The 12,454-nt window shown below is 60.3% G+C and carries 5 protein-coding genes; 1 reads left to right on the forward strand and 4 read right to left on the reverse strand.

The annotated features are described in order from the left end of the window. Window positions 1-79 precede the first annotated feature (79 nt). From PSH57_RS02515 to aceE, 4 genes are all read right to left on the reverse strand, one after another. Complete coding sequence (locus PSH57_RS02515) at window positions 80-2,773, reverse strand: putative bifunctional diguanylate cyclase/phosphodiesterase (RefSeq protein ID WP_305416329.1); 2,694 nt, start codon at window positions 2,771-2,773, stop codon at window positions 80-82. Between the two features lie 182 nt (window positions 2,774-2,955). After that, on the reverse strand, window positions 2,956-4,362 hold the full coding sequence (locus PSH57_RS02520; RefSeq protein ID WP_305416331.1) for an alkaline phosphatase D family protein: 1,407 nt from the start codon (window positions 4,360-4,362) through the stop codon (window positions 2,956-2,958). Window positions 4,363-4,667: 305 nt separating this feature from the next. Next, window positions 4,668-6,311 (reverse strand): dihydrolipoyllysine-residue acetyltransferase, encoded by a 1,644-nt coding sequence (gene aceF / locus PSH57_RS02525; RefSeq protein ID WP_305387620.1) that lies wholly within the window; start codon window positions 6,309-6,311, stop codon window positions 4,668-4,670. An 11-nt stretch (window positions 6,312-6,322) separates the two neighbouring features. Further along, the gene (aceE, locus tag PSH57_RS02530) at window positions 6,323-8,968 is read right to left on the reverse strand and encodes a pyruvate dehydrogenase (acetyl-transferring), homodimeric type (RefSeq protein ID WP_256229325.1); all 2,646 of its coding nucleotides are present in this window, start codon (window positions 8,966-8,968) and stop codon (window positions 6,323-6,325) included. Between the two features lie 382 nt (window positions 8,969-9,350). Here aceE and glnE point away from each other — a divergent pair, with 382 nt between their 5' ends. Continuing rightward, window positions 9,351-12,290, forward strand: coding sequence for a bifunctional [glutamate--ammonia ligase]-adenylyl-L-tyrosine phosphorylase/[glutamate--ammonia-ligase] adenylyltransferase (glnE, locus tag PSH57_RS02535; protein WP_305387622.1), 2,940 nt, complete (start codon window positions 9,351-9,353; stop codon window positions 12,288-12,290). The last annotated feature ends 164 nt before the right edge of the window (window positions 12,291-12,454 follow it).

A 12,454-nucleotide genomic window follows, 5' to 3' on the forward strand; every position in this document is an offset into this window, starting at 1 on the left:
CATCAGTCCTCTCAGTCAGATTGAGTTGAGCGAATGTAAGCAATGAGACCGTCAGTGTGCCCGAGTGTTACACCGCTTGTCAGACAATTGGGCCGCGCGGGTAACGCTTGAGCTTTTCGATCAGCTCCGCTCCCGGGATCGGTCGGTCGAACAGGTAGCCCTGGCCGACGTCGCAGCGGTGGCGCCGCAGAAACGCCAGTTGCTGTGCGGTTTCGATACCTTCGGCCACGACCTTGAGTTTCAGGTTGTGGGCCATGGCGATCACCGCGGAAGTGATTTCCATGTCGTCCTGGTTGTCCGGGATCTCGTGGATGAAGCTGCGATCGATCTTGATGATGTCGATCGGGAATTTTTTCAGGTAACTCAGGGATGAATAACCGGTGCCGAAGTCGTCCATGGCCAGGGTCAGGCCCAGGCGCTTGAGTTGGTCGAGCTGCAGGTGGGTGTCTTCGGTGGCCTCCAGCAGCAGGCCTTCGGTCAGTTCCAGTTCCAGCAGGCGGGCCGGCAGTTGTTCTTCCTTGAGGATGCTGGCGATCGAGGCGACCAGGTCCGGGTCGGAGAACTGCTTGGGCGAGAGGTTGATCGCCACTTGCAGGTTGCCCAGGCCGGCGGCGGTCAATTGCTTGCTCATGCGGCAAGCCTGACGGGCGATCCATTTGCCGATGGGGATGATCAGGCCGGTTTCTTCGGCCACGCTGATGAACTGGTCCGGGCGGATCATGCCCTTCTCGGGATGGTTCCAGCGCAGCAGCGCCTCCATGCCCAGCAAGCGACCGCTGCGCAGGCACAGTTTTGGCTGATAGAACACGTCCAGCTCGTTCTGGGTCAAGGCGCGGCGCAGGTTGTTTTCCACGAACAGCTTGTAGCTGGCCTCGGCGTTCAGCGCCTCGGTGAATACCTGGACCTGATGCTTGCCGTTGGCTTTGGCTTTGTGCAGGGCGAGTCCGGCGTTGCGCATCAGGGTCTGGGGGTCGCGGCCGTGCAGTGGCGCGCAGGCCAGGCCCACGGAACCGGTCACGCTGATCAGCTGGTTATCGACGAACATTGGCTTGTCGAGCGTCATCAGCAGTTGGCTGGCGATCTGCTGCCCAGCCTCCAGGTCGGTGTCGTCCAGCAGTACGGCGAATTCATTACTGGCGAACCGTGCCAGGCTGCCGCTGGGACTCAAGCTGTTGCGCAAGCGTCGGGCCAGGCTGATCAGCAGCTTGTCTCCGGTCTGGTGGCCGAGGCTGTCATTGATGCGCTTGAAGTTGTCGATGTCCACCAGCAGCAGGCTGATGGGCGAATCGCTGTCCCGGGCAAAGCGCTCATCGAGGTTGCGGATGAACGCCGGGCGGTTGCCCAGGTTGGTCAGGTTGTCGGTGTAGGCCAGGCGCTCAATGCGCTGCTGGGCCAGTTTGGTCTGGGTAATGTCTTCGTAAATGCCGATGTAGTGGGTCAGTTCACGGTTATCGCCATAAACCTTGGAAATCGACAATTGGCCCCAGTAGGGTTCCAGATTCTTGCGCCTGCTCTTGAATTCACCTTGCCAGCTATTGCTCTGGGCCAGTGCCGACGGTGCATCGAACAGCAGCTCGCTGAGGTTTTCCAGGGCCGGCAGTTCCGACAGGCGCTGGCCGTGGACTTCCTCGGTGGAATATTGGGTGATGGCGGTGAAGCTGGGGTTGACGTATTCCACCACGCCGTCGCAATTGACCAGCAGGAACGCGTTGGCGCTCTGCTCCACGGCACGCTGGAACAGGTGCAGGGCGTTGGTGGCGGTCCGTCGGTTGTGGTTGTTGATGACCTGGGCGAACTGGTCAGCCAGTTCACCGGCAAAGGCGATCTCATCGGACTGCCAGGCGCGCGTGACACCTATTTGCTCCAGGCACAGTACGCCCACCACCTGGCCGTCGATACGAACGCTGGCATCGAGCATGGCGTTGACTTCGCGGGTGCGCAGGCTTGCGGCCATTTCCCGGGTACGCGGGTCGCGCATCGCATTATGCGCGTCGATGGCGCGGCAGGTCTGCAGCGCCTCCATGTAATCAGGAAACTCGTTGGCGTTGATCACGTCCGGCAGAAAGTAGTCCTGGGAGGCGCGGTTATAAGCCGAAATCGGCACCAACTGGCCATCTTCCAGGTTCCAGATGCTGGCGCAATCAATCTGGTAGATGTCGCAGGCGCTGCGGGTGATGAGCTCGGCGGCTTCCTGCAGGGAGTTGTTGGCGCTGTAGCGCTGGCGGGTCAGCAGCAGGATCAGGTCCTGTTGCGCGCGCACCCGGTCCAGGTGTTGAAGCTGCTCTTGCTGGGCGCGTTGGTTCAGTTCCAGGGCAATTTGCAGGCGCGAGTTTTGAGTTTCCAGGTCCAGGGCCGGCATCGACGGCTCGCCTGCCAACAAATCGTCCACTGCCAGCAGATAGCCGCGTAGTAGATGGCGATTGTGCTGTTTATACGGCTCGCCCATTTCCAGCAGGTTCATGGAGCCCTTGGCGGTGTGGAGTGTGTAGCGGATCAGGTAATGCGGGGCCTGGCCCAGTTGCTGCTGGATCGCATCGTGGAGTTGATAGCGTGCTTCGGGCTCCATCAGGCTGGCGTAGGGCGAGCTGACCAGCGAGCAAAGCTCGACGGCCGGCAGGCCGAAATAACGTTCGCAGTTGGGATCGAGGAACAGCAGCGCCCAGCTTGCTTCATTCAGCCGTTCGAAACGCAGCATGCCGAGCCGCGAGGGCACCGGTAACTGCGTCACTACCTCGGCCGCCATACGGCTGGCGGCATCGGGTTGGCTTTTCATGGGGAAACTCGCTTCGAAAATGCTGATCGCGCCGGGCTGACGCCCTCGTTATTACGGACTGCCGCAAGGTTGCATCATTGCGGCACTGGCTGACAAGAGAGATGAAGGCCAAGTGCTATAAACCTTTTATCGGCCGACAAGCGAATTTCTCCAGCGCTCGACCGATCAGAGGGGCCGGGTGGTTATACCACTCGTCCGCGCAAGGGGATATCAACCGTCTGCAGTGAAGTGCCGTCACGGTCGTGAAAAGTGACCTGAACGCTCTGGTCCGCGACATGCAGCCGGGCGAAGTTGTCCTGGCTGATCACTTTGCTGGTCAGTTCGTACTGGTATTCACCGCCCCCGGCACGGGCCATGGCTCTGTCGAAAATAAAATCGGATGGTTTTGCAAAGGGCAGCAGTTTGCTGTTGTAAAACGGCGAGGCAATGATGGTATGGACTTCGAAATCGAGGTCTTGGCTGTGACCCAGGCGGCTGGTCATGGAGCCGTGAATGTCGCCCGACACGAAAATCACGTTCTTGATCCCATGGCCCCGGATGGTCTCCAGAAGGCGCAGACGTTGGGCCGGGAAGGCCTGCCAGGCATCACCGTCATTGTGTTTGCTATCGGGGAAGAACAGGACGCTGGTCACGACGAATTTGACTCGGGCGGGGCTGTTGATAAGCCAGCCAAGCAGTGACTGCTCCTGTTCCTCGTCGAGGATGCGTCGGTCGTGCGCTGACAGGTTGCGTCGGGTCCGGCTGTCAGTGACGAACCATTCGATATCGCCGTGAGTGAAGGTGTACCAGAACTGTTTCAACGGTTTCTTTAATGTGCCATCGCTTAAAAGTTCATGGGCTGGACTATGGCTGGCTTGATAAAGTCCATAAGCGCTCATGGCATTGGCATATAAAATTTCATCTTTGGCGCTTTGGTTAGCTGGCCAGTTATCTTCAATTTCATGGTCGTCGAGGATCATGTAAGTCGGCACGCCGGACATGAGTTTTTTAATGTGGGGCTGGGAAAAAACGGTGCGGTACTTGAACAGAATGTCCTGATAGGTCCGGTCCGGGGCGAGAATATTCAAATCGTCGAGGTAAACCTGGTCCCCGGTCATCAAAATGCCGCTGATCGGCGGGTCGGCCTGGTCCACGACACGGTTGATGCCGGCAAATGTCCGATCCCCGAGTTCGGGGGTCGATGGGGTGCCGGCAGTGACCCGCAGGTAGCGACAAGAACCGACGATATAGGCGCGTGTTGCGCCGATTTTGCTGGAAGGGGTGCGGAACTGGTAAATATTTGCGGGCCATTGCAGCGGCCGCTCCTGGATGGTTTCCACGGTGTGGGTCGGGCTCAGAGGGGTGAGCCAGCCGGCCTGATATTCATAAACAGTGTCGGCTTGAAGACCTTTTAATACGATGACATCGGACATGTCGCGGTAACTGTTCAACAGTACAAAGTGTCCTTTAGACCATGTGGTATCGCCTTGACGCCGGTGACGAATGCCGGCAAATGTCAGGTTGCCGTTGCCCTTGTCTCCTCGCAGGAATATGCGCGCGTGATCAGTTGTTGTGTGACCAACGATGGGGCCAACAGTGGGTTTAAACATATTCGAATCCATTCGAAGTTCGGTATTTTTAAAGTTTGGGTGTGTGCGGTTAGTGAACTAAGAATGCTAAGGCGTGGCGGGGAATAAATATTGAGAGGGGAGGGGGCGTAAGTTGTGGGTAATGACTAACAGGGGGTGTAGTCATTAATCCCGGCCGGGGTAGGAAATTGGTCGAGACGTTTCCTGTGCGCGGGCGTTTTTACCCAGGCAAAAAAAGCCCCGCCAAACGGGCGGGGTTGAGGTACGAGCGTGGCGCTCGGAAAACAGCGGTCCGAAGGGCCCTCCGTGGCGAGGGCCGCCCGGTGTTACAGCAAGATGGTACGGATGTCGCCCAGCAGGTCGCTCAGACGCTTGGTGAAGCGTGCAGCGGCGGCGCCGTTGATCACACGGTGATCGTAGGACAGCGACAGCGGCAGCATCAGCTTCGGCTGGAAGGCCTTACCGTCCCAGACAGGCTGGATGGTGGCCTTGGAGACACCCAAGATCGCCACTTCCGGCGCGTTGACGATCGGCGTGAAGCCGGTGCCGCCAATGTGGCCGAGGCTGGAAATGGTGAAGCAGGCACCCTGCATGTCGTCGGCGGTGAGCTTCTTGTTCCGGGCCTTTTCGGCCAGGGCAGCGGCTTCGCCAGCCAGTTGCAGCAGGCTCTTCTGGTCGACGTTGCGGATGACCGGTACCAGCAGGCCTTCCGGGGTGTCGACGGCAAAACCGATATGCACGTATTTCTTGCGAATAACAGCCTTGCCGCTTGGGGCCAGGGAACTGTTGAAGTCCGGCAGCTCCTTGAGCAGGTGCGCACAGGCCTTGAGCAGCAGTGGCAGAACGGTCAGCTTGACGCCAGCCTTCTCCGCTACAGCTTTTTGCGCGACGCGGAAAGCTTCCAGCTCGGTGATGTCGGCCTGGTCGAACTGAGTGACGTGCGGAATGTTCAGCCAGCTGCGATGCAGGCTCGACGCGCCGATTTGCATCAGGCGAGTCATTGCCACTTCTTCGGTTTCGCCGAAGCGGCTGAAATCCACCGCCGGGATCGGCGGGATGCCCGCACCACCGGTGGCGCCTTCGGCCGGAGCGTTCTTGGCCTTCTGCATCATGGCCTTGACGTAAGCCTGCACGTCTTCCTTCAGCACACGACCGTGTGGGCCGCTTGGGCCGACGGCGGACAGCTCGACACCAAATTCACGGGCCAGCTGACGCACCGCAGGGCCCGCGTGGACCTTGGCACCGCTAGGTGCGGGTGCGGCGGCAGGAGCAGGAGCAGGAGCCGCCTCGGCCTTGGCGGCAGGCGCGGCAGCCGGAGCAGGAGCAGCTTCGGCCTTGGCGGCAGGCGCAGCAGCCTGGGCTGGGGCAGCAGGTGCCGCAGCACCGGCCACTTTCAGCTTCAGGATCAGGTCACCGGTGCCAACTTCGTCTTCCAGCTTGATCTCGACGCTTTCCACCACGCCGGCAGCCGGCGAGGGGATTTCCATGCTGGCCTTGTCGGATTCCAGGGTGATCAGCGACTGGTCGGCTTCGACGGTGTCGCCGGCCTTGACCAGCACTTCGATGATCTTGGCCTTGCCCGAGGAGCCGATGTCCGGAACATGAATGTCCTGGACCGTGGCAGCGGCAGGCGCGGCAGCAGGGGCAGGAGCCGCCTCGGCAACCGGTGCAGCGGCAGGCTTTTCAGCCGCCGCCGGGGCCGCAGCGGGCGCCGCTGCTTCAGGCGCCGCAGCGGCGCCCTCGACTTCCAGCTCCAGCAGTTCGTCGCCTTCTTTCAGGCGATCACCCAGCTTCACTTTCAGGCTTTTAACGATACCGGCCTTCGGCGCAGGCACTTCCATGCTGGCCTTGTCCGATTCAAGCGTCAGGATGCTCTGCTCGGCTTCGATGCGGTCGCCGACCTTCACAAACAGTTCAATTACTTCACCTTCACCGCTGCCGATGTCAGGTACGCGAATGAGTTCGCTCACGGAAATTCTCCTCAGCAGTCCAGTGGGTTGCGTTTTTCCGGATCGATGCCGAACTTGACGATGGCCTCGGCCACCACCTTGGGTTCGATATCGCCACGGTCAGCCAGGGCTTCCAGGGCTGCCAACACAACGAACTTACGGTCAACTTCGAAGAAGTGACGCAGCTTCTTGCGGCTGTCGCTACGACCGAAGCCGTCGGTGCCCAGCACCTTGAATTCCTTGGAAGGAACCCACTGACGGATCTGCTCGGCGAACAGCTTCATGTAGTCGGTGGAGGCGATGACCGGACCTTTGCGACCGTTCAGGCATTCTTCGACATAGCTCAGTTTCGGCTTCTGGCCTGGGTGCAGACGGTTGCTGCGCTCTACGGCCAGGCCGTCGCGACGCAGTTCGTTGAAACTGGTGACGCTCCAGACGTCGGCGCCGACGTTGAACTCTTCACGCAGGATCTTCGCCGCTTCACGGACTTCGCGCAGGATGGTGCCGGAGCCCATCAGCTGGACGTGGTGCGCCGCTTCGCGAGTGTCTTCCTCGAGCAGGTACATGCCCTTGATGATGCCTTCCTCCACACCGGCCGGCATGGCTGGCTGCTGGTAGGACTCGTTCATCACGGTGATGTAGTAGAAAACGTCCTGCTGCTCTTCGGTCATCTTCTTCATGCCGTCCTGGATGATCACCGCCAGCTCGTAGCCGTAGGTTGGATCAAAGGTGCGGCAGTTCGGGATGGTGGCAGCCAGGATGTGGCTGTGGCCGTCTTCGTGTTGCAGGCCTTCGCCGTTGAGCGTGGTTCTGCCTGCGGTACCGCCGATCAGGAAACCACGGGTCCGGCTGTCGCCAGCGGCCCAGGCCAGGTCGCCGATACGCTGGAAACCGAACATCGAGTAGAAGATGTAGAACGGCAGCATCGGCTGGTTGTGGCTGGAGTACGAAGTACCGGCGGCGATGAACGAGCTCATGGCGCCCGCTTCGTTGATGCCTTCTTCGAGAATCTGGCCCTTCTTGTCTTCCTTGTAGAACATCACCTGGTCTTTATCGACTGGCTCGTAGAGCTGGCCGACGGAGGAGTAGATGCCTAACTGACGGAACATGCCTTCCATGCCGAAGGTGCGGGCTTCGTCCGGGATGATCGGAACGATGCGCGGGCCGATTTCCTTGTCCTTGACCAGTTGCGCGAGGATCCGCACGAACGCCATGGTGGTGGAAATTTCACGGTCGCCCGAGCCGTCAAGGATGGCCTTGAGGGTATCGAGTGATGGGGTCGGCACGCTGAAACTCTGCGCGCGGCGCTGGGGTACGAAACCACCCAGTGCGGTGCGACGCTCGCTCAGGTAGCGGGCTTCGGCGCTATTGGGCTCCGGCTTGAAGAACGGCAGGTTTTCCAGTTCCTCGTCCTTGACCGGGATGTCGAAGCGGTCGCGGAACAACTTCAGGCTGTCGACGTCGACTTTCTTGGTGTTGTGCGCAGTGTTTTTCGCTTCGCCAGCACCGGTGCCATAACCCTTGATGGTCTTGGCCAGGATGACGGTCGGTTGTTCCTTGTGGTTGACCGCTTCGTGGTACGCCGCGTAGACCTTGTACGGGTCGTGGCCGCCACGGTTGAGCTTCCAGATCTCGTCGTCGGACAGATCGGCAACCATTGCCTTGAGTTCAGGCGTGTTGAAGAAGTGCTCACGGACGAACGCGCCGTCCTTGGCCTTGTAGTTCTGGTATTCGCCGTCGATGACTTCGTCCATGCGGCGTTGCAGGATGCCGTCGACGTCCTTGGCCAGCAGTGGATCCCAGAAACGGCCCCAGATGACTTTGGTCACGTTCCACTGGGCGCCGCGGAACACGCCTTCGAGTTCCTGGATGATCTTGCCGTTGCCGCGAACCGGGCCGTCGAGGCGCTGCAGGTTGCAGTTGATGACGAAGATCAGGTTGTCCAGCTTCTCGCGGCCAGCCAGGGAGATCGCGCCCAGGGATTCCGGCTCGTCGCACTCGCCGTCGCCCAGGAAACACCAGACTTTCTGCTTGCCTTCGGGAATGAAACCACGGGCTTCCAGGTACTTCATGAAACGCGCCTGGTAGATGGCCTGGATCGGGCCCAGCCCCATGGATACTGTCGGGAACTGCCAGAAATCAGGCATCAGCCAAGGGTGCGGATAGGACGACAGGCCCTGACCGTCCACTTCCTGACGGAAGTTGTTCATCTGGTCTTCGCTGATGCGGCCTTCCATGAATGCACGGGCGTAAACGCCTGGCGAGGTGTGGCCCTGGAAGTAGATCAGGTCGCCGCCATGTTCGTCGGTCGGGGCCTGGAAGAAATAGTTGAAGCCGATGTCGTACAAGGTTGCGCTGGAGGCGAAGCTGGAGATGTGACCGCCCAGGTCAGAATCTTTCAGGTTCGTACGCATCACCATGGCCATCGCGTTCCAGCGTACCAGCGAGCGAATGCGGCGTTCCATGAACAGGTCGCCGGGCATGCGTGCTTCGTGGGTAACGGGGATTGTGTTGCGGTATGGCGTGGTGATGGCGTAAGGCAATTGCGAACCGCTGCGGGTTGCGAGTTCGCCCATACGGGTCATCAGATAGTGAGCACGGTCTTCGCCTTCTTTGTCGAGAACCGATTCCAGGGCGTCCAGCCATTCCTGGGTTTCGACGGGATCGAGGTCTTGCATGGCTTGCTCCAGGGCGGAAAGGCTACCAGAATCGGTTGCCTGAGTTTGCGACTGGCCTTGTGGGCAGACGGTATAAATTCTTGGATTGCCGAAGGTTGTTTCGGCGGCGTGTAGTTTTACTACAAATCGTCGGCCGTTTCAGCCTTTCGAATGTATAGACGAGTAGTAAAACTACACATGAGCGGCTTGTGGCCCCTCGCTTCGTTGTGAGAATAATCGTTACTGTTGGTCGTTAGCCAACTCGTACAGGTAAAAACTTGATGTCGGCTGCCAATAAAATCAGATTTTCAGCTATTTATCATCTTTGTTCGACAGTCGATCAGGTAGTGCCGTCTGAAAAAACACTACATCCAGCCTTTCCCGCGCCGATCAAGGATAGACCATGAGCCTGCCCTCGCTTACCGAAGTTCCGGTCATTCTCCAGTCATTGGTCAGTCGTGCCGAGCAGTCGTTCCGTGCGGCGGTCGCTTCCCTGGACGACGACCACGGGTTGTCCGCCTGGGCGCCCCAGCGCTGGGATGAGTTCCACCGTATCGCCGCCGCCAGTGATTTTGTTATCGAACAGAGTGTTCGTGACCCCTCGATGCTGCTGGAGCTGGTACGCAGCGGCGAACTGGACCGCAGTCTGGCTCCCGGCCAAATGTGCGCGCAGATTAGCGCCGCCGTCCAGGCCGCCGAGACCGAAGACGACCTGGGCCGCGTCCTGCGTCGCCAACGCACACGCCAGCAGATACGGATCATCTGGCGCGACCTGAACCGCCAGGCCGATCTGGTCCAGACCTGTCGTGACCTCTCCGACATGGCCGATACCTGTATCGACCAAGCCTATCAATGGCTGTACCAGCGTCATTGCCAGCAATTCGGCACGCCCACCGGCCGGCGCAGCGGTGAACCGCAGCACATGGTCATCCTGGGCATGGGCAAGCTCGGTGCTGTAGAGCTGAACCTGTCATCGGATATCGACCTGATTTTTGCCTACCCCGAGGGCGGCGAGACCGTTGGCGCCAAGCGAGCACTGGATAACCAGGAGTTCTTCATTCGCGTGGGGCAGCGCCTGATCAAGGCCCTGGACCCGATGACCGTCGACGGTTTCGTGTTCCGTGTCGACATGCGCCTGCGCCCCTACGGTTCGGCCGGTGCGCTGGTGCTGAGCTTCAATGCGCTGGAGCAGTATTATCAGGACCAGGGCCGCGACTGGGAGCGCTACGCGATGATCAAGGCGCGGGTGGTGGCGGGTGACCAAGTGGCCGGTGCGCAACTGCTCGACATGCTGCGCCCGTTCGTTTATCGCCGTTACCTGGATTTTTCTGCCATCGAAGCGCTGCGCACCATGAAGCAACTGATCCAGCAGGAAGTGCGGCGCAAGGGTATGGCCGACAACATCAAGCTGGGTTCGGGTGGCATCCGCGAGGTGGAGTTCATTGCCCAGGCGTTCCAGTTGATCCATGGCGGTCGTGACTTGAGCTTGCAGCAGCGCCCGCTGTTGAAAGTGCTGGGCACCCTGGAAGGCCAGGGTTATCTGCCGGCCAAGGTGGTCGATGAGTTGCGCCAGGGTTATGAATTCTTGCGTTACACCGAGCACGCAATCCAGGCCATCGCCGACCGCCAGACCCAGATGCTGCCGGACAGCCCGCAGGACCAGGCGCGCATTGCGTTCATGCTGGGTTTTACCGACTGGGCGGCCTTCCATGAGCAATTGATGTACTGGCGCGGTCGCGTGGCCTGGCACTTCGGCCAGGTCATCGCCGACCCGGATGAAGAACAGGACGGTGAAAGCGAGGTCATGGTGGGCGGCGAATGGTTGCCGCTGTGGGAAGACAGCCAGGATGAAGGGGCGGCGTGTCGTCAACTGGAGGAGGGCGGCTTCGTCGATGCACCCAAGGCGCTCAAGGCCCTGGCCGCCCTGCGCGGCAGTGCGCAGTTACGCGCCATGCAGCGTCTGGGGCGTGAGCGTCTGGATGCGTTTATCCCGCGCTTATTGGCCCAGGCGGTGGAGCATGCCAACCCGGACCTGGTGCTTGAGCGCGTATTGCCGCTGGTGGAAGCCGTGGCGCGCCGTTCGGCCTATCTGGTGCTGCTGACGGAAAATCCCGGTGCGCTGCGACGTTTGCTGACGCTGTGCGCGGCGAGCCCGTGGATTGCCGAGCAGATCACCCGCTTTCCCCTGTTGCTTGATGAATTGCTCAACGAGGGTCGCCTGTTCAAGCCGCCCCTGGCGCCGGAACTGGCGGCAGAGTTGCGTGAGCGTCTGACACGCATCCCCGAAGATGACCTCGAACAGCAAATGGAAGCCCTACGGCATTTCAAGCTTGCGCACCGTTTGCGGGTGGCGGCCTCGGAAATTGCCGGCAGCCTGCCGTTGATGAAAGTCAGCGATTACCTGACCTGGCTGGCCGAGGCGATTCTTGAGCAAGTGCTGGCCCTGGCCTGGCGCCAGACCGTGGCCAAATATGGCGTGCCGCTGCGCACTGACGGCAGCCTGTGCGATCCGGGCTTCATCATTGTCGGTTATGGGAAAGTCGGCGGCCTGGAGTTTGGGCATGGTTCCGACCTGGATCTGGTGTTCATCCACGATGGCGATCCGCAGGCGGAAACCGATGGCCCGAAACCCATCGACGGCGCGCAGTTCTTCACCCGGCTGGGCCAGCGAATCATCCATTTGCTGACGGCCCAGACCAACTCCGGACAGCTCTACGAAGTGGATATGCGCTTGCGGCCGTCTGGGGCGTCAGGGTTGCTGGTCAGCTCCCTCGGGGCTTTTGCGCGCTATCAGGAGAACGAGGCCTGGACCTGGGAGCATCAGGCCTTGGTGCGGGCCCGGGTGCTGGTGGGCAGCCAGGACGTGGGGCAGGCGTTCGAGAAAGTCCGCGCCCAAGTGCTGGGTCGCAAGCGTGATTTGCCGACGCTGCGTCAGGAGGTCAGCGAGATGCGCGCCAAGATGCGCGATAACCTTGGCAGCAAGGCCACCGCAGCCGGAACCGCGGCGAACGCCTTCCAAGCCACGGCACCCTTCGACCTCAAGCAGGATGCCGGAGGTATCGTCGACATTGAATTTATGGTGCAATACGCGGCCCTGGCGTGGTCCGAGGAGCACCCATCGCTGCTGCGCTACACCGATAACATCCGCATTCTGGAAGGGTTGCAAGAGGTCGGGCTGATGCCGGTCGAAGACGCTACCCTATTGCGCGAGGCGTACAAAGCCTATCGCTCCGCCGCCCACCGCCAGGCGCTACAGAAAGACGCCGGGGTGATTGCAGGCGACCAGTTTGTGGATGAGCGCAGGCAGGTGCTGCGAATCTGGCGAGAATTGGGGCTGAGCTGAAGATTTAAATGTGGGAGCGGGCTTGCTCGCGAAGGCGGAGTGTCAGGCGACATTGATGTTGGAGGTGTGGCCCCATCGCGAGCAGGCTCGCTCCCACAGTGGATTTGCGGTGTTGCACCGTGCTGAAGACATATGCAGACCCCTTGTGGGAGCGAGCCTGCTCG

The organism is Pseudomonas hefeiensis (genome assembly GCF_030687835.1).
In the GTDB taxonomy this organism is placed as follows: Bacteria; Pseudomonadota; Gammaproteobacteria; order Pseudomonadales; family Pseudomonadaceae; genus Aquipseudomonas; species Aquipseudomonas hefeiensis.

What these genes read in the sequence shown, in the direction of transcription:
- PSH57_RS02515 (WP_305416329.1), bottom strand. Translation starts at nt 2,773, where the DNA reads ATGAAAAGCCAACCCGATGCCGCCAGCCGTATGGCGGCCGAGGTAGTG.
- PSH57_RS02520 (WP_305416331.1), bottom strand. Translation starts at nt 4,362, where the DNA reads ATGTTTAAACCCACTGTTGGCCCCATCGTTGGTCACACAACAACTGAT.
- aceE (WP_256229325.1), bottom strand. Translation starts at nt 8,968, where the DNA reads ATGCAAGACCTCGATCCCGTCGAAACCCAGGAATGGCTGGACGCCCTG.
- glnE (WP_305387622.1), top strand. Translation starts at nt 9,351, where the DNA reads ATGAGCCTGCCCTCGCTTACCGAAGTTCCGGTCATTCTCCAGTCATTG.